This window comes from Myxococcaceae bacterium JPH2 (genome assembly GCA_016458225.1).
Lineage (GTDB): Bacteria > Myxococcota > Myxococcia > Myxococcales > Myxococcaceae > Citreicoccus.
The window spans coordinates 825,282-842,437 of sequence record JAEMGR010000003.1 but is presented as its reverse complement, the minus strand read 5'-3'; the positions used below and the strand labels follow the sequence as shown (position 1 = coordinate 842,437).

General features: G+C 70.7%; 15 protein-coding genes. 5 read left to right on the top strand and 10 right to left on the bottom strand.

The annotated features are described in order from the left end of the window. Nucleotides 1–7: 7 nt before the first annotated feature. From JGU66_08155 to JGU66_08135, 5 genes are all read right to left on the bottom strand, one after another. The gene (locus JGU66_08155) at nucleotides 8–1,024 is read right to left on the bottom strand and encodes an ABC transporter substrate-binding protein (GenBank protein ID MBJ6760734.1); all 1,017 of its coding nucleotides are present in this window, start codon (nucleotides 1,022–1,024) and stop codon (nucleotides 8–10) included. Nucleotides 1,025–1,090: 66 nt separating this feature from the next. After that, the gene (locus JGU66_08150) at nucleotides 1,091–1,852 is read right to left on the bottom strand and encodes an ABC transporter permease (protein ID MBJ6760733.1); all 762 of its coding nucleotides are present in this window, start codon (nucleotides 1,850–1,852) and stop codon (nucleotides 1,091–1,093) included. A gap of 5 nt (nucleotides 1,853–1,857) precedes the next feature. Further along, entirely contained in the window at nucleotides 1,858–2,766 is a 909-nt protein-coding gene (locus tag JGU66_08145; GenBank protein MBJ6760732.1) for an ABC transporter ATP-binding protein, read from the bottom strand. Nucleotides 2,767–2,812: 46 nt separating this feature from the next. Further along, nucleotides 2,813–4,036 (bottom strand): class I SAM-dependent methyltransferase, encoded by a 1,224-nt coding sequence (locus tag JGU66_08140; GenBank protein MBJ6760731.1) that lies wholly within the window; start codon nucleotides 4,034–4,036, stop codon nucleotides 2,813–2,815. A 50-nt stretch (nucleotides 4,037–4,086) separates the two neighbouring features. Continuing rightward, nucleotides 4,087–4,656 (bottom strand): hypothetical protein, encoded by a 570-nt coding sequence (locus JGU66_08135; GenBank protein MBJ6760730.1) that lies wholly within the window; start codon nucleotides 4,654–4,656, stop codon nucleotides 4,087–4,089. 175 nt (nucleotides 4,657–4,831) lie between these two features. Here JGU66_08135 and JGU66_08130 point away from each other — a divergent pair, with 175 nt between their 5' ends. Continuing rightward, on the top strand, nucleotides 4,832–5,929 hold the full coding sequence (locus tag JGU66_08130) for a glucose 1-dehydrogenase (protein MBJ6760729.1): 1,098 nt from the start codon (nucleotides 4,832–4,834) through the stop codon (nucleotides 5,927–5,929). A 32-nt stretch (nucleotides 5,930–5,961) separates the two neighbouring features. Beyond that, complete coding sequence (locus JGU66_08125) at nucleotides 5,962–7,782, top strand: glycoside hydrolase family 15 protein (GenBank protein MBJ6760728.1); 1,821 nt, start codon at nucleotides 5,962–5,964, stop codon at nucleotides 7,780–7,782. A gap of 10 nt (nucleotides 7,783–7,792) precedes the next feature. On the opposite strand, the gene JGU66_08120 is transcribed toward JGU66_08125, so the two are convergent. Continuing rightward, nucleotides 7,793–8,686 (bottom strand): LysR family transcriptional regulator, encoded by an 894-nt coding sequence (locus JGU66_08120; protein ID MBJ6760727.1) that lies wholly within the window; start codon nucleotides 8,684–8,686, stop codon nucleotides 7,793–7,795. A 137-nt stretch (nucleotides 8,687–8,823) separates the two neighbouring features. Between JGU66_08120 and JGU66_08115 the strand changes: the two genes are divergently transcribed. Further along, nucleotides 8,824–9,540 carry an SDR family oxidoreductase gene (locus JGU66_08115; GenBank protein MBJ6760726.1) on the top strand — a complete coding sequence of 239 codons (717 nt, stop codon included), beginning with the start codon at nucleotides 8,824–8,826 and terminating at the stop codon, nucleotides 9,538–9,540. A gap of 129 nt (nucleotides 9,541–9,669) precedes the next feature. On the opposite strand, the gene JGU66_08110 is transcribed toward JGU66_08115, so the two are convergent. From JGU66_08110 to JGU66_08095, 4 genes are all read right to left on the bottom strand, one after another. After that, entirely contained in the window at nucleotides 9,670–11,181 is a 1,512-nt protein-coding gene (locus tag JGU66_08110) for an ABC transporter substrate-binding protein (GenBank protein ID MBJ6760725.1), read from the bottom strand. Nucleotides 11,182–11,380: 199 nt separating this feature from the next. Further along, a complete protein-coding gene (locus JGU66_08105; GenBank protein ID MBJ6760724.1) occupies nucleotides 11,381–12,172 on the bottom strand; it encodes a response regulator in 792 nt (263 codons plus the stop codon). Continuing rightward, entirely contained in the window at nucleotides 12,169–13,239 is a 1,071-nt protein-coding gene (locus JGU66_08100; GenBank protein ID MBJ6760723.1) for a histidine kinase, read from the bottom strand. The genes JGU66_08105 and JGU66_08100 overlap by 4 nt, the downstream gene beginning before the upstream one ends. Further along, nucleotides 13,236–13,826, bottom strand: coding sequence for a hypothetical protein (locus JGU66_08095; protein MBJ6760722.1), 591 nt, complete (start codon nucleotides 13,824–13,826; stop codon nucleotides 13,236–13,238). Before JGU66_08095 ends, JGU66_08100 begins: the two co-directional genes overlap by 4 nt. Nucleotides 13,827–14,019: 193 nt before the next feature. Between JGU66_08095 and JGU66_08090 the strand changes: the two genes are divergently transcribed. Together JGU66_08090 and JGU66_08085 are read left to right on the top strand one after the other, a co-directional pair. Further along, entirely contained in the window at nucleotides 14,020–15,144 is a 1,125-nt protein-coding gene (locus JGU66_08090) for a DUF2183 domain-containing protein (GenBank protein ID MBJ6760721.1), read from the top strand. Nucleotides 15,145–15,237: 93 nt separating this feature from the next. Continuing rightward, on the top strand, nucleotides 15,238–17,103 hold the full coding sequence (locus tag JGU66_08085; protein MBJ6760720.1) for a M4 family metallopeptidase: 1,866 nt from the start codon (nucleotides 15,238–15,240) through the stop codon (nucleotides 17,101–17,103). Nucleotides 17,104–17,156: the final 53 nt, after the last annotated feature.

The window sequence follows — 17,156 nt, the reverse complement described above, 5'->3', positions numbered from 1 at the left end:
GAGCAGGTCAGGGCTTCGTTGCGCCACGCACCTCGTCGAGCAGGCTCAGGTCCACGAGCCCCGCGATGTCGTCGCTGGGAATGAAGCCCAACGCGTGGGCGTGGCGCGCGGACTCCTTCAGCGCGGAGGGCACGGGGTCCAGGCTGGGCTGGAGCCGTGAGAAGGCATCCTGCAGCACGGGCCCCGTCAGCGGCTTGTGGGTGATGCGACCGAAGGCCGCGTTGACGGAGGTGGCGAACGCGGTGGGGTTCGCCTTCCAGCGCTCGGTGAGCTGCACGTGCGCGCGGACGAGCGCGAGCAGCCGCGGGCGCTGCGTCTCCAGCAGCTTGCGCGTCGTCACCAGCACGGTGGTGGGGAAGCGCCCCTCGGGCCACAGGTCCTTCTCGTTCACGAGGATGTGGCCCCCTCCCTCGGCGAGCATGCGCGCGCCCCAGGGCTCCGGCACCCACGCGCCCTCGATGGCGCCTTGGAGGTACTGGCCCAGGATGTCCGCGTTGCTGATGGGCACCACCTGCACGTCGCCGCCCTGGTCCGCCGCGATGCTCAGCCCCTGGGCCTTCAGCCAGTGCCTCAGCGCGATGTCCTGGGTGTTGCCGAGCTGCGGCGTCGCCAGCTTCTTGCCCTTCAGCTCGGCGGGCGTCCGGACGGACTTCACCACCAGCACCGCGCCGCCGTTCACCGCGCCCGCGATGATGCGCAGGTCCTTGCCCGCCTTGAGGTACGTGTTGATGGCGGGTCCCGGCCCCACGTACGAGACATCCAGCGAGCCGCCCACCAGGGCCTCCATGGCGGCGGGTCCCGCGTTGAACTGCTTCACCTCCAGCCGACCCACGCCGGGCTGCGCGGCGAAGACGCCCTCCGCGTCCCCCACCAACGCCTGACCGTGCGTGATGTTGGGGAAGAAGCCCAGGCGCAGCGGTGTGTCGGCGCTGGACTTGGATGCCTCGCGCTTGCAGCCCGCGAGTGACAGCACGGCGAGGCACAGCAGGAGCAGCGGGCGCGAGGAGGAGCGAGGCAGGCGCATACGCTCCCAACGTGGCGATGGGCTCGGGTTGTTTTCAACGCCCGCGGCGCGGGAGCGTTGGGCGGCTCACACCGTGGCGGTGAGGCCCCAGCGCCGCCGCAGCCGCGTCTCCACTGTCTGGAAGAGGACGCGGTCCACGGCGATGCCAATGACGATGATGGCCACCATGACCGCCATCACCTGCGGCACGTCCATCAGCTCGCGGCCCATGGTGAGCAGCTGGCCCAGGCCGCCCGAGACGAAGAGCAGCTCGCCCGCGAGCAGCGCGCGCCACGCGAAGCTCCACCCGAGCTTGAGCCCCGTGACGATGCCGGGCAGCGCGCCGGGCAGCAGCACGCCGAAGTAGAAGCGCGGGCCGCGCACGCCCAACGTGCTGGCCACGCGAGACAGCTGCGGGTCCAACCCGTTGACCGCGTCCTCCGTGGCGATGGCGATGCTCAGCACGCTGCCCATCACCACGACGAAGAGGATGGCCGCGTCCGTCAGGCCGAACCACAAGAGCGCCAGCGGCAGCCAGCAGATGGAGGGCAGGGCCTGCAGCCCCATCACCACGGGCTTCACCGCGTTGCGGAAGAAGGCCACCCGCGCGGTGAGCAGCCCCAGGGGAATGCCAATGGCCACGGACAGGAGATACGCGCGGCTCAGCCGCCCCAGCGAGCGCAGCGTGGCCGAGCCGAGCCTTCCGTCCTTGGCCATGGCGACCAGGCTCTGCGCGACCTTCATGGGGCCGGGGAAGAGATGGGGCGACCAGATGCCCGAGCGCGACAGGCCCTCCCACAGGGCCAGCAGCAGCGCCACCATGCCCAGCTTCTGTGCCCATTTCTTCATGGCGCTCACCTTGACGGTAGGGGACTGGGACGCAGCAGCCCGCGCGCGGGCAAGGCGCGGCGGGGCGGGGGTGAGGGGAGTTCCGCGTCGGGGACCTCGAAGTGGCGCAGGAGCCGGCGGATGTGCCGCGCCATCTCCGTCAGCCGGGCGTCCTCCAGCGAGCGAGGCATGGGCAGGTGCACCTCCAGGTCGCGCACCACGCGCCCTGGCCGAGGCGCCATCAGCACCACGCGCGTGCCCAGCATCAGCGCCTCCTGCACGTCGTGCGTGACGAAGACGACCGTCTTCCCGGTGCGCATCCAGATGGACTGCAGCAGCTCCTGCATGTGCACGCGCGTCTGGGCGTCCAGCGAGCCGAAGGGCTCGTCCATGAGGAGAACAGCCGGATCCACCGCGAGCGCGCGGGCCAGGCTGGCGCGCATCTTCATGCCGCCGGAGAGCTGGTGCGGCAGCGAGTCCTCGAAGCCGGTGAGCTGCACGCGGCGGATGAAGGTGTCGGCGCGGGTGCGGCGCTCCTCGCGCGGGATGCCTCGCGCGGCCAGGGCGAAGGTGATGTTGCCGCGCACGGTGAGCCACGGGAACAGCGCCGCCTCCTGGAACATGAGCAGGCGGTCCGGCCCGGGGCCGTGGATGCGCTGGCCGTCGATGGAGACGGTGCCGCCGGTGGGCTCCACGTGGCCCGCCAGCGCGAAGAGCAGCGTGGACTTGCCGCAGCCCGAGGGGCCGAGCAGGCAGACGAACTCGCCGGTCCGGACGTTGAGGTTCACGTCGTGGAGCGCCACCACCTTGTTGGCGTAGCGATGACCGAGCTGGGCAATGGAAATCTTGGCGCGACCGGGGTCCACGTGCGCCGGCTGGAGCAGACGCAGCGAACTCCGCCATTTCCTCCAGCGGGCGAGCAGGGCGCGGACCATCGGGTTCAAGCTGGGCACGCCCCGCCGCGCTGTCACGCGGGGGCGGTCAGGCGGGCGGGCGGCATCGCGCTGGGTCGGGCACCAGCCGGTAGAGCGTGGTGACCTCGCGCGAGCGCGCGGCGTGCAGCGGGTCCTCGCGGTCCTTCGCCTTGCCGTGGCGCGCCGGGGTGGAGTGGCTCGCCTTCACCACCAGCCCGCATCGGGCGAACTCCTCGGCCAGCCAGCCGGATGGGCGCAGGCCGAGCAGCACGGCGAGGTCCGACAGGAGGAGCAGCCCCTCGCCGCCGGGCGCGAGCGCATCCGGGAGCCCCTCCAGGAAGCGCCGGAGGAACTGGCTGTCCTCGTCGAAGACGGCGCGGTCCACCCGGTTCTTGGGCGGCTCGGGGATCCACGGAGGATTGCACACCACCCGGTCCGCCTGACCGGGAGGGAAGAGGTCGGCCTGGGTCACCTGGAAGCGGGAGGCGAACCCCAGGCGCTCCGCGTTCTCGCGGGCGCAGGCCACCGCGCGGCTGTCGCAGTCGGTGGCCACGGCGGAGGCCGCGCCGCGCTGGAGGAGCAGGAGCGAGAGCACGCCCGTGCCGGTGCCCACGTCGAACACGCGCAGTCCCTTCGGGGCGGGCAGCGCGAGCAGCAGCTCCACGTAGTCGGTGCGCGTGGGCAGGTAGACGCCGTAGTGCGGGTGCAGCAGCCCGGAGAGCCCCGGCACGGCCAATCCCTTGCGGCGCCACTCCGCCGCGCCGAGCATGCCCAAGAGCTGCTTGAGGGGGACGACGGTGGTGTCCGCCTCGGGCTCGCCCCAGACCTGATGGCAGGCGCTCGCCACGTCCGGCGCGCGAGCGAGGGCGAGGCGGTAGTCGCGGTCGAGCGCGACGACGATGCGGGAGAGCGTGTCGTGTTCGAGCTGACGCGCGCGCCGCTCCGCGCGGAAGGCCTCCAGGGGGGTGCGCGTGGGAGGCGGCTGCGGGAGGCGGCGCCCCAGCGCGCCGAGGAGCTGCCGGGCGTTGTGGAAGTCCCCCTGGTACAGCAGGAACTCGCCGCGCCGCACCCGCTTGAGCGCCGTGTCCGCGCGCAGGCGGTCATCCACCGGGGCCAGTCGGGTGGGCGCGGGCTCCTCGCTCTCCGAGCGCCAGGTGAACGCGGCGGCGCGCGGCTCGGAGTCGGCGGCGCGCGTCTCGGAGTCGGCGGCGCGCGGCTCAGAGTCGGCGGCGCGCGTCTCGGAGTCGGGCGCCGCGGCGGGAGTCGGACGGGCGGGGTGGGGAGCGGACATGGCCACGGGGTAGCACGGGGACGTGGCGCGCGTCGCGGTCCACCCCAGGCTCAAGGCGCCCGGGCCTCCGCGCGCCGATGGGCGCGGGTGCGGGCGAGCAACCCACCACAGATGCCCAGCAGCACCAGGCCCACGCCCGTGAAGGCCCCGCCCACGCGCAGGTTGGGGCGCCGGTCATCGCGCACGATGCCCTCGGCCGAGGGCGTGGGGGAGGCGAGGTACGCGCGCGCCGCGTCCACGAACCGCAGCGCCTCGGCCTCATCCTCCAGCCACTGCGTGGCCAGGGGCTGGGGCCCGGAGGTCGTCTCCAGCGCGGGGCGGAAGATGGGCTGACGGGCGCGGCGAGCGCTGCGCGTCCGGTCCAGCTTCACGCCTTGGATTTCCGCGCGGGGATAGCGCCCCACCTCCTCGCGGGTGAGCCAGCCGGAGCGAGACAGGACGCACGGTCCGCCCGAGGGCTCGCAGTGAAGCTCCACGCGAGACTTCCCATCCAGCAACCACAGGCCCAGCACCAGGAAGGGCAGGGCGAGCAGCAGGAAGGCCCCCGCGCCAATGGCCGTGGCGCGGCTGGGTCGCGAGGGCGTGAACGACGCGGAGCGGGAGGGGACCGAGGGACTCACGGGCCTGTCTATAGACCCGAGCGCGCGGCGACGGCAGCGCTTTTGGCGTTGACCCCTGGGCACCCGCGCGCGTGAGCGTGTTCACCACCGGGCCCTCGGCCCGTGGGGGCGGTGCATGCGCTCGGAGCTTCGGGCATCGACTGGGCCTTTCCACTCCCCTGCCCGGAGTCCATGGATGAAGGCCGTCGCCATCGCCTACCCCTCGCGCGAGGTTCGCGTCATCGATGCTCCGGAGCCTCGGCTCCACTCTCCCACCGAGGTCCGCGTGCGCACGCTGGAGGTGGGCGTGTGCGGCACGGACAAGGACATCCTCCAAGGGCTGCACGGCGCGCCGCCCCCGGGCGAGAGCCACCTCGTGCTCGGACATGAGTGCCTGGGACAGGTGGTGGAGGTGGGCGCGCACGTGCGCGACTTCCGCCCCGGAGACCTGGTGGTGCCTCGGGTGCGTCGGCCGTGTCCGCACGCGCACTGCCCCGCGTGTCGCTACGAGCATCCGGACTTCTGCGTCACCGGCGACTACACCGAGCGCGGCATCCAGGGCGCGCACGGCTTCTGCGCCGAGTTCTTCGTCGAGGACATGATGTACCTGCACCGCGCCGAGGACTCGCTGCGCGGCGTGGCGGTGCTCACCGAGCCGCTCACCATCGCGGAGAAGGCCCTGCGCGAGACGGCGCGCATCCAGGCTCGGCTGCCCTTCAAGCAGACGCCTGGGAACGCGGTGGTGCTGGGGGCGGGGCCCGTGGGGCAGCTCGGCGCGATGGCGCTGATGAGCCTGGGCTACGCGACCACGGTGTACTCGCGCAGCCCGCCGCCCAACGTGAAGGCCGCGGCCGCCGAGGCGATGGGCGCACCGTACCTCTCCTCCCAGCGCGTCACGGTGGAGGAGCTCAAGGCGAAGGCGGGGCCCGTGGACGTCATCTACGAGGCCACGGGCTCGAGCACCGTGGCCTTCGACACGCTGCGCGCGCTGGGCCCCAACGGCGTGCTCATCCTCACGGGCGTGCCCGGCCGCAAGGAGCACCTGCACCTGGCGGGCGAGGAGGTGCTGCGTCAGCTCGTGCTGTGGAACCAGGTGGTGCTGGGCACGGTGAACGCCGGCAGCGAGGACTTCACGCGCGCGCTGGAGAACCTGGAGCGCTTCCGCGCCCGGTGGCCAGGCGGGCTGGAGCGGCTCATCACCGCGCGCCATCCACCGGAAGCATTCTCCCAGGTGGTGGAGGGACGGCTGGGCGGCATCAAGCACGTCATCTCCTTTCAGGAGGCCGCGCGGTGAGCCCCACGGATGGAGCGCGGGCACGCAAGTCGGTGCCCATCGAGAATCACGGCGTCATCGGAGACCTGCGGACGGTGGCCCTGGTGGGGACCGAGGGCACCATCGACTGGTTGTGCTTCCCCCACTTCGACAGTCCCAGCCTCTTCGCGGCGCTGTTGGACCCGGAGAAGGGTGGCCATTGGCGCATCGCCCCCGAGCCGAACGGCGTGCACAACAAGCAGTTCTACTGGCCCGACACGAACGTGCTGGTGACCCGCTTCTACTCGCCGGACGGCGTGGCGGAGATCATCGACTTCATGCCCATGGGCCGCAGCGCGGAGGAGGAGGGCCGCGTGGTGCTCCGTCGCGTGCGCGTGGTGCGCGGCGAGATGTCCTTCGTGATGGAGTGCTTCCCCGCGTTCAACTACGGCCGCACGCCGCACCAGACGCAGCTCATCCCCGGCGGCGCCACCTTCGTGACGGACTCGCTGCGGATGACGCTCACGGGCTCCATGCCCATGGCGCGCGAGGGCAACGGGCTGGTGTCGCGCTTCGCCTTGCAGGCGAACCAGTCCGCGGTCTTCACCTTGCGCGAGGGCGCGTCCGCGTCCTGCGAGCACCAGGTGCATGACCACGAGTCCTCCGAGCACCTCTTCCGCGACACGGTGCTCTACTGGCGCCACTGGCTCGCGGGCTGTCAGTACACGGGGCGCTGGCGCGAGACGGTGCAGCGCTCGGCGCTGGCGCTGAAGCTGATGACCTACGCGCCCTCGGGGGCCATCGTCGCCGCGCCCACGTGCAGCCTCCCCGAGTTCCCCGGCGGCACGCGCAACTGGGACTATCGCTTCTGCTGGCTGCGCGACGCGGCCTTCACCATCTACGCGTTCATTCGCATCGGCTTCCGGCAGGAGGCCGCCGCCTTCATGCACTGGGTGGAGTCTCGCTGCGCGGAGCACGGGGACGGGCCGCTCCCTCTGATGTTCGCCGTGAATGGCAGCCAGGTGCCCGACGAGGAGGAGCTGTCGCACCTGTGCGGCTACGGCGGCGCGCAGCCCGTGCGCATCGGCAACGCGGCGGCGGACCAGCTCCAGCTCGACATCTACGGCGAGCTGATGGACTCGGTGTACCTCTCCAACAAGTACGCCGCGCCCATCTCGTATGACTTCTGGAGGCACCTGCGGCGGCTGGTGGATTGGGTGTGCGACCACTGGCAGCAGCCAGACGAGGGCATCTGGGAGGTGCGCGGCGGGCGGCGGCACTTCGTGTACTCGAAGCTGATGTGTTGGGTGGCGGTGGACCGGGCCATCCGTCTGGCGGACAAGCGCAGCTTCCCCGCGCCTCGGCCGCGCTGGCTGGCCGTTCGCGACGCCATCTTCGAGGACATCATGGCCAACGGCTGGAGTTCGAGCCGGCAGGCCTTCATCCAGGCCTATGGCCGGGACTCACTGGACGCGGCGAACCTGCTCATGCCGCTCGTGTTCTTCTCGTCGCCGGTGGATCCGCGGATGATCTCCACGGTGGATGCCATGCGGCGCCCGCCGTCCGAGGGCGGCCTGGTCTCGGACGGGCTGGTGTACCGCTACGACGTGGACGCGACGTTGGATGGGATTGCGGGCCGCGAGGGCACCTTCAACCTCTGTAGCTTCTGGCTGGTGGAGGCGATGACGCGCGCGAGCGTGGCGCGGCCGGACCTGCTGGAGGAGGCGCGGCTCACGTTCGAGCGGATGCTGGGCTATGCCAACCACGTGGGGCTGTACGCCGAGCAGACGGGGCCGTCCGGTGAGGCGCTCGGCAACTTCCCGCAGGCGCTGACGCACCTGTCGCTCATCAGCGCCGCGTACAACCTGGACCGCACGCTGGGCCGGCGGGACTGAGGCCGCGCGCTCAGGCGGCGTGGCCCCAGGGCTCCTCTCGGACGGTGCGCAGGAACGCGGCGGCGGCGGGGGACAGGCGCCGTCCGCTCCACGCGAACCAGATGCCCGCGTCCGTCAGCGACGGCCAGGGCAGGGGCACCAGCTCGCCGCGGGACACCTCGTCGCTCACGGCCACGTGAGGGAGCACGGCCAGCCCCATGCCCGAGGCCACGCAGCGCGCGACGGCGGTGATGCTGCCCACCTCCGCGACGACGGACGGCTTGCCCTCGGCCTCGGCCCAGGCGCGCTCGAAGAGGTCGCGGTAGGCGCAGCCCAGCTCCGTGGAGATGAAGGGCCAGGGGCGCAGGTCGTCCGCGAGGACGCGGTCGCGCTGGGTGAGCGCGTGGCCGGGCGGGGCGACGAGGCACAGGGGCTCGGTGGCGAGCTGCTCGCAGTGGACCGCGATGCCCGCGGGCACCTCGCCCAGGAAGATGCCCAGGTCGATCTCCTGGCCGCGCAGGCCCTGGAGGACCTCGGCGCGGCCCTTGGGGCTCACCACCAGGCGGACGCGAGGGTGGTGGGCGTGGAAGGCGGTGAGCAGCCCAGGCAGGCGCCGCGCGCAGAGCGTCTCCGGGGCCCAGACGGTGAGCGTCCCCGAGAGTTCGGAGTCGTGCTCCTGCAGCGCGGTGCGGGCCTCCTCGGCGAGCGCGAGCATCTGGTCCGCGTAGGACAGCAGGCGGGCGCCGGCCTCGGTGAGGCGCAGCACGCGGCCGGTCCGGTCGAACAGGGCCACGTCCAGGTCGGACTCCAGTCCTTGAATCTGCTCGGTGATGCTGGACTGGGCGTAGTGGAGTTGCTCGGCCGCGCGGCGGAAGTTGAGCGTGCGAGCGACGGTGCGAAACGTCTCCAACTGTCTGAGCTTCACGACCCTTCCTTCGGAAACGCCGATGGGGGTGAACGGAACTTCCCGTTTCCGACGCACACGCGCGCCATGGAACGGTGCCCGCATCTATCAGGCCCGCGCCAAGGAGTCAGCGCGAGGCCCCAGGCGGGAGGCAGCACATGAAAGTGGTCATCGTGGGAGGCGGTTCAGGCATCGGGCTCGGGGTGGCGCGGGAGGTGCTGCGCCGGGGCATGCAGGCGGTCATCGTGGGGCGCTCGCGGGCGAAGCTGGACGCGGTGGTGGCGGAGCTGGGCGGCGAGGCGAAGGGCATTCAAGCATGCGAGGCGGACATCACGCGGGAGGAGGACGTGGAGCGCCTCTTCGCCCGGGTGGGCTCCTTCCGGCACCTGGTCACCACTGCGGCGGACGTGACGCGAGCTTACCAGCCGGTGCGCGAGCTGGACCTCGCGGGCGCGCGGAGCTTCATCGACTCGAAGTTCACGTCGTCGCTGCTGTTGGCCAAGCACGCGGCGGGGCGGATGGAGGTGGGTGGCTCGTTCACGTTGACGGGCGGCATCGCGGCGCAGCGGCCCGCGCCGAGGGGCGCGCTGGTGGCGGCGGTGAACGGCGCGCTGGAGGGGCTCGCCCGAGCGCTGGCGGTGGAGCTGGCGCCCCTGCGCGTCAACCTGGTGTCGCCGGGCTGGGTGGACACGCCCATCTGGGACCGGCTCGCGGGTGACGCGAAGGCCGAGCGGTTCGACGCCATGGCGCGGCGCCTGCCCGTGGGCCGGGTGGGGACGCCGGGGGACGTGGCGCACGGGGTGCTGTTCCTCATGGAGAACGGCTTCACCACCGGCTCGGTGCTGCACGTGGACGGCGGACACCCGCTCGTGTGAGCAGGTGAGGGTGCGCCCACTCATCCGCGCGGCGGTGGTGGGCGACCTTCAAACTCGAGCTTCACTGAAGCGATGCGGCTCATGAGGAAGGGAGGGCGCGGACTCCCTCCCTTCCCAGGTCTTCAACGCCTACGGGCTAAACGTTCCGGTGAGCACGCTGGCGCGGGCTCGAGGCAGCGCGCGCTTGAACGGGCTCGTTGCGAGGTTGGATCCGGGCTGGTACCAGCTCTGGATTTCCGCGAAGTACGTCTGGCCCGCCTGCAGCACGTCCGGGGGCAGGTACACGCTCTGGAGATCCGTGTGCAGCGTCGCCACGCGCGTCACGGTGGTGGCACCGTTGTCCGCGCCGAGCCGGTAGATGTTCACCACGTAGTTCGTGGCCGTGCCGATCAGCGGCTTCGACCAGCGCAGCGAAGCATCGGTCCCCACGCCCGTGAGATTCTGGAACGCTCCGCGCGTGTTCACCTGGGGCGACTGCACCGGCCCGATGAGGGGCTCCACGGGCGCCGCGGTGAAGGCGCTCGCCTCCTGATCCACGCGGATGTCCACGCCCATGACGTAAGGCGCCGCGGTTCCCAGCGCGTAGCTCTTCGTGAAGCCCGCGGAGGCGAGCGCCACCTTCTGCCACGTCGCCGGGAGCGGGTTGTTGTACGTCATGCTCCCCGTGACGATGTCGGTCCGCAGCGCATCCGGATTGAGCTTCACGAGCAGTGGCGGCCCGCTGATGGACGCCAGCGCCGAACCCAGCGCGGCCGGCCGCGCGGACATCCAGATTTCATTGAACGTGCTGACCGCGTCCGGGTTCACCTGGGTGCGAAGGGCCTCGAAAGCCGAGCGCCTCCAGTCCACACCAAACGTCCCGGTCGCGACGGGCTGGGTGAAGGTCCCGCTGACGGAGACGGGCTGGCCCGCCACCTGCGTCACGCTCGCGTTGAGCACCTTGTGCATCGCGCGGTAGGGCACGCCATTCGCGCTCGTCTGCCACCGCATCTGCGCCAGCGAGAACACATCCCCGAGGCTGCTGTCGAGCAGCACCGGGTTGAGCATGTTGGCGTAATCGAAGCTCAGCCCGGAGAGCGACGTGGCGCCTGTCAGGGGTCGCCCCGTGGCGTTGTTGTCGACGTAGCCGAACGCGCCCGGGTTCAACGAATACATGTCCAGGAAGTCCCCCGACTGCCAGGGAGACATGCCGGTGGCGGACACCGTCACGGGAGTGGGCAGCGAGACGAAGGTGCCATCGCGGCCCCACTCCGTGGAGCCCAGGTCGAACGAGCGGTCGGTGCTCACCAGGTAGCGCGAGCCCAGCTTCAGGTAGATGCGGCCGGAAGGGACGTTCGGCACGGAGATGGTGCCGTCCGCGGCGCCGGTGCCTGGATAGGCCGTGAACGCCCCGGTGGTTGAATCCCGCGTGTATGCCACCACCGACGTGGTGGACTGATTGTATGGCTTTGTCTCATTGCCAGACGTGGCGATGAAATTGACCGGACTGGTGCCGGTGACTTGGGTGAGCAGGCTTTGAGTGGTCTGTGAGGTCCCATCCGTCGACACGGAGGAGCCCACAGCCTCGGTCTCGTCGAGCCCCGCGCAGCCGACCCCCGTCATCCCGACCAACAGCCCGAGGGGAATCAATGACATATTCATTGTGAAGGAAGCCCTTTCGGCGACGCCCGGAATGGCGCCGCGCAGGGAGATGGATATCGTATCGGTCTGACATTTCCGGGCGTGCTTCGATTCCAGAATCCCCGCGGGACGGTGAAGTCAAGCGCGCGCCGATACCGCGCTCCAGTCCGTGAGGGTTTGAGCAGGATTCACCGCGCGAAGGATGAGACGGGTGGACCCGTCACTCCGTGCGACGGGCCGCGGATCCTCGTCCGCTGGCCATACCGCCCAGGCGCTCGCGGAGTTCGCTCAAGCGGTCACGCGCGACGGCGAGCGTCGTCCCATCCTTCAGGCGCACGCGTGCGTTGCCGTATCCGCCCAGCACCTCCGCGACCTCCTCGAGGCGCACGAGCGTGGCCCGGTGGATGCGCAGCCAGCGCGCCGGGTCCAGGCGGCGCTCCAGCTCCGCGAGCGCCAGGTCCACCACATAGCTGTGCCCCGCCCGCACCGCGCAGACGAGCCGGTCTTCCGAGTACAGGTGTGTCACTTCGTCGAGGTCCACCACGTGGGTTCGCGTGCCCGTCCTCGAAGTCAGCCGCGTCAGGGGTGAAGGGGACGCGGGCGCTGACTCCAGGGCTCGCCGCTGCTCTTGCACGAGCCCCGAATGCATCCGCGCCAGCTTGTCCAGGGCTCGCTCCAGGCCGCGCGCGCTCACGGGCTTGAGCAGATAGTCCACGGAGTCCACCTCGAACGCCTGGAGCGCGTACGCGTCGAACGCCGTGGTGAACACCACGAGCGGAGGGTGCGGCAGCGCCTTCACCAACTCGAAGCCGTTCATCTCCGGCATCGACACGTCGATGAACAGCGCGTCCGGAGGCACGGCGCGCAGCGCGCTCAGCGCCTCCACGGGGTCGGTGTAGGAAGCCACCACATTCACTCGGCCCGTCTCCTCCAGCATGCGCTGAAGGCGACGCAGCGCGAGCGGCTCGTCATCCACGAGCACCGCGCGAAGGAGCCCCGCTGGAGTGCTCAAGCAACCTCCGCGCGTGGCAGCCACACGCGCACGCACGCGCCAACCCCGCCCTCGCCCGGCGAAATGGACAGTCCCGCTGCCTCCGGCCCGTAGGTTGAAGTCAGCCGCCGCATCAGCATGTCGAGCCCGTGCCCCTCCGGAGGAAGCCCGGTGATGCCGGGGCCATCGTCCCGCACTTCCAGATGCACGCGCGTGGCGTCCGCGCTCACCGACACAAAGATGCTGCCGCCCGCGCGTCGCGGGGACACGGCGTACTTCACGGCATTCTCCACCAGCGTCTGCACGGCGAAGGGCGGCACCGCGAGCTGGTCGAGCCCTGGAGGCACTTCCAGCGAGTAGCGCAGCCTCGCTCCCATCCGCGCCCGCTCCAGCTCCAGGTAGTCGGACACGAGGTCCAGCTCTCGCTGGAGCGACACCTGACGTCCCACCCCTGAATCCAGCGAGGAGCGCAGCACGGAGGCCAGTCGCTCCACCATCGCCTCCGCGGCCTTGGGGTCCTCGCGAACGAGCGTGGCGATGGAGTTGAGCGCATTGAAGAGGAAGTGTGGCCGCAGGCGCGCGGAGAGCGAGTCGAAGCGCGCCTCGGATTCCAACCACTCGGCGCGCTCGCGCCGCGCCTCGGCCTCGCGCACGCGCGTGTTCCAGGCGCGGAGGCGCTCCATCATCCGGGCATAGGCGAACGCGCCGCCACCCGCTGGCAGACTCAACACGCATCCCATGCCGCCGCCCACGAACACATGTCGCTCGAGTCCGTGGACAGGAAAGACCTCCAGGCCCACCAACGTCAGGGTGGCCACCGTCGTCATGACGGCGGTGATGGCCGCGCATGCGACCAGACACGCGAGCAGGCCCCACGCGGGCGGCCGGTGTGCGGCACGCCGACTCACCGTGGGCATCACGCCCATCAACGGAAAGCCGATGCAGATGCCATAGAAGACGCTGAGCGCGAAGATGTGCGCGACCTCGGAGGGCGAGGCGGGCGCGGGGAGGGCCACGAGCGCCGTGACGATCCCCGCGAGCAGCAACGTGCCCCCCGCGAACAGCGCCCAGCGGCCCCCGGGCTTCATTTCGTGCGCCGCACCGTCATCTCGAGGAACGGAGCGAAGCTCTTGCCGCCATCCCGCGAGAGCTCCCCCTTCTCCGCCCACACCCCGTCGTGCACCGTCAGGGTGTAGCGGATCCATCCCTGAGGTATCTCGAAGCCCCACTGGAAGACTCCCTCACCCAGCAGCTTCATCTCGGTGTCCACGACACCGTTGCCGAGCCGATAAGCACTGAAGCGCAGGTGGCCCGCGGCCTCGTCCCACGAGAGTATCCCGAGGGCTTGATGCGTGGTGACCTCGGGGGCCGTGGGGGCCGCGCGACTGGTGCCCACGCCCTCCAGCGTGAGCACGGTCCCCTCGAGGTGCGGCTGAACGGATTCGGAAACCTGGAAAGTCTTGCGTCCCCCCGCGCGGGGCCCCAGGTCGATCCACCCCTCGCCCCGCCAGCTGCCCACGAGGACCTGGAACGGAGACAGCTTCTCGCGGTGCCGAGCGGCGACCTCCGCGGGAGAGGAGGGCCGCGGAGGAGGGGCCGCGGGGACAGGGTCCGCCGCGAGCGCGGGGGTGGCCAGCGAGAGCGCGAGGGCAACGAGGACATGACAGACGTGCATGAGAGACTCCTCTGAATGACTCCCTCCGGTCCTATTTCAGGCGGCACTCACGGCGCGTGCAGGTTCCGACCAGGGGTGGGAAATCGGGGACGAGGGGTGGAGGAAGCGCCCCCTGGACGCGTGAACGGGCGCCACGGGCCCACGCAGTTCCTCTACAGTTCGAGGCCGCGACCCGCTTCGCTGCTCTCCCCCCATGGCCGATCTGCTGCCCCTGCTCTTTCGCTTCGCCGTCCAGGTGGACGCTCGCTACGACGCGCTGAGCCGCGCGGTCCGGCGCTGGCTGGGCATTGCTCCGCCGCTGCGCATCCTGCCGTACCGGGGCTACGGCTCGCACCAGCAGGTGGTCATCAAGGCGCGCGTGTTGGAGGACCGGAAGGTGAGTCCGCGCCAGGAGCGCCACACGGTGTGGAGCAGCGCCGTGGCCTCCTACAAGCGGTACATGACGCGCGAGGTGCCCGGGGCGCGCGTGGCGGTGCGCTGGGGTGAGCATCGCTGGGAAGGCGTCACGGACGAAGAGGGCTTCCTGGAGCTGTGGGTGCCTCCGCCCGAGGGCGTGCGCTCGGGCTGGCACAACGTGGAGCTGGAGCTGCTCTCTCCCGAGCCGGAGAACGTCCCGCGCGTGCTCGCCCCGGTGAATGTGGCGGGCCCGAGCGCGGAGCTGGGCATCATCAGCGACATCGACGACACCGTCATCGTCACGGGCGTCACCGACGTGTTCCAACGCGCGCACGCGCTGTTCCTCAGCGACCACCGCGTGCGGCTGCCCTTCCCCGGCGTGGACGCCTTCTACGCGGCGCTGCAGGCGGGGGCCTCGGGATCGGCGGGCAACCCGCTGTTCTATGTCTCCAGCAGCCCGTGGAACCTCTACGAGCACCTGGACGAGTTCTTCGCGCTGCACCGCATCCCGGCGGGCCCGCTGCTGCTGCGCGACTGGGGCCTGTCTCGTCATGGCTTCGCGCCCGGCGGGGGCCATGGACACAAGCGCGAGAAGATTCGCGGCGTGCTCACCACGCTGCCCGCGATGCCGTTCATCCTGATTGGCGACAGCGGTCAGGAGGACGCCGAGCACTACCGCGCCATCGTCCGCGAGTTCCCGGGCCGCATCCGCTGCGTCTACATCCGCAAGGTGCCCCACCACCCGCGCCGCGAAGCCGAGCTGGCCCTCATCGCCGAGGACATCCGCGCGGCGGGCAGCGAGATGCGCTCCGTGGATGACACCGTGTCGGCGGCCCGCCACGCCGCCCGCGCCGGCTGGATTCGCTGGGAGGAGGTCTCCGAAGTGGAGGCCCACCGCCGCGAGGACGCCGCGCGCCCCTGAGCCCTGTCTGCCATTGAACGAGATAGACGGTAAATAGCCGTAAATTGTGTTTAAATGGGTGGGCTTCTCGAACCTGTCACCAGGAGGAAGTCCATGCAGCGGAAGACGTATGGGTTGTGGGCCGGCTTGGCGCTCGGTGTCTCGGCGTGTGGGATGGAGGATGCCCCCAAGGCAGCCCCGGACACGGAGAGCCTCGCATCGGCGTTGAGCGCGCTGCCGGATGCTCACGTCCTGGACGCGCACCCGGATGGGGTGCCCACCTTCGTGAAGGGAGACCTGGGCACCGCGGGACGAGGGCTCTCGGGCGCCTCGGCGCGGCAGGCCCATGCGCTGCTGGAGCCGGCGCTGGCGCGGGCGCTGCCAGTGTTCCGGCTCGAGCTGGCGGACGTGGTGCCCCAGGACGTGCGGCAGGACGCGCAGGGCAACGTGCACGTGCGCTACGCGCAGGTGAAGGCGGGCCTCCCCGTGGTGGGCGAGGCGCTGCGCGTCCACCTCGACGCGACGGGGAGGCTCTACGCGGTGAACGGCTCGGCGCGAGACGGCGAGCCCGAGCCCGCGGCGGCCCGCATCGCCCCCGAGGCCGCGGTGCGGGTGGCCCTCACGTCCACGCCCGGAGCGCGCGAGGCGAGCCCGCCGCGCGAGGTCTTCTTGCGGCCCACGCCCGAGGCCGCGCTGGTGCGCGCCTTCGAGGTGAGGGTGACGGGCGAGGAGGAAGACGGGACGCCGGTGAAGGCCCGCGTCTACGTGGGCGCGGAGGACGCCGCGGTGGTGAGGCGCCGCTCGGAGATTCGCACCCTGCTCCGGCGCGAGGTCTGCTCATGGAAGTCGCACAAGTGCGCCGTCGAGGGGATTCCCGCGTGGGACCCCACGCTCGACGTTCCGCTCGCGAAGCTGGGTGAGTTCTACAACTGCTTCAACACCCTCTTCCAACGGGACTCCTTCGACAACTCGGGCGCGAAGCTGGTGGCGACCGTGAACTACATGACGAACTACGCGAACGCCTACTGGGATGGGACCCAGTTGATGTGTGGCGACGGCGACGGGGTCAACCTGAGCTCGCCGTGCATGGATGCGGAACCCGTCGTGCACGAGCTCACCCACGCCATCACGGAGACGTCGTCCAACCTCGACTCCGTGGGCGAGTCCGGCGCGCTCAACGAGTCCATCTCGGACATCTTCACCGCCACCTGCCAGAGCCTGGCCTCGGGCACGTGGAGCATGGGCGAGGACATCTGGAAGATTGGCGAGGCTGTCTGGACGCCGCCCATCGCCGGGGACGCCTTGCGCTACATGCAGGACCCCAAGCGGGATGGGGACTCGCTGGACTACTACCCGGACTTCTCGCCCACCATCGACCCGCATTACGGCTCGGGCATCCCGAGCCTGGCGTTCAAGCTGCTGTCCACCGGCGGCACGCACCCGCGAGGCAGGTCGACGGTGAACGTGCCGGGCATCGGCATCGAGAAGGCCGCGCGCATCATGTATCGCGCCAACGACGACTACTTCGTCGCCTCCACCAACTTCGCCCAGGCGCGGATCCTCTTGAAGCAGGTGGCCTCGGACCTGGGCTACGACATGTCCGTGCAGCTCGCCGTGGACGCGGCGTGGGAGGCCGTGGGGCTGGGCGCCGTGCCGCCTCCCGTCACTTGCACCACGCTGGCCAATGACGCGCAGGTGACCGGGCTGTCTGGCGCCTCGGGCTCGGAGAAGTACTACTGCTTGAACGTGCCGGCCAACACCTCGGCCACGGTGCGCATCACCAGCGGCGCCACGGGAGACGCGGACCTCTACACGCGCTTCGGATTCGCGCCCACGCCGACCCTGTATGACTGCCGTCCGTACCTGTCGGGTAGCAATGAAACATGCACCCTGGCGGGTACCCTGCCCGCGGGCACGCAGTGGATTCTCCTGAAAGGCTATTCGGCCTACAGCGGCGTCACGCTCTCCGTCCATTACTGAGCGCGTCGAATTCCAGACATCCGGTCCGAAGGGCTGTCTTGGTTTCTCGGACG

Bases quoted from the DNA above. Each gene is read 5' to 3' on its own strand.
- JGU66_08155 (MBJ6760734.1), bottom strand. From the start codon at position 1,024: ATGCGCCTGCCTCGCTCCTCCTCGCGCCCGCTGCTCCTGCTGTGCCTC.
- JGU66_08150 (MBJ6760733.1), bottom strand. From the start codon at position 1,852: ATGAAGAAATGGGCACAGAAGCTGGGCATGGTGGCGCTGCTGCTGGCC.
- JGU66_08145 (MBJ6760732.1), bottom strand. From the start codon at position 2,766: ATGGTCCGCGCCCTGCTCGCCCGCTGGAGGAAATGGCGGAGTTCGCTG.
- JGU66_08140 (MBJ6760731.1), bottom strand. From the start codon at position 4,036: ATGTCCGCTCCCCACCCCGCCCGTCCGACTCCCGCCGCGGCGCCCGAC.
- JGU66_08130 (MBJ6760729.1), top strand. From the start codon at position 4,832: ATGAAGGCCGTCGCCATCGCCTACCCCTCGCGCGAGGTTCGCGTCATC.
- JGU66_08115 (MBJ6760726.1), top strand. From the start codon at position 8,824: ATGAAAGTGGTCATCGTGGGAGGCGGTTCAGGCATCGGGCTCGGGGTG.
- JGU66_08110 (MBJ6760725.1), bottom strand. From the start codon at position 11,181: ATGAATATGTCATTGATTCCCCTCGGGCTGTTGGTCGGGATGACGGGG.
- JGU66_08100 (MBJ6760723.1), bottom strand. From the start codon at position 13,239: ATGAAGCCCGGGGGCCGCTGGGCGCTGTTCGCGGGGGGCACGTTGCTG.
- JGU66_08095 (MBJ6760722.1), bottom strand. From the start codon at position 13,826: ATGCACGTCTGTCATGTCCTCGTTGCCCTCGCGCTCTCGCTGGCCACC.
- JGU66_08090 (MBJ6760721.1), top strand. From the start codon at position 14,020: ATGGCCGATCTGCTGCCCCTGCTCTTTCGCTTCGCCGTCCAGGTGGAC.
- JGU66_08085 (MBJ6760720.1), top strand. From the start codon at position 15,238: ATGCAGCGGAAGACGTATGGGTTGTGGGCCGGCTTGGCGCTCGGTGTC.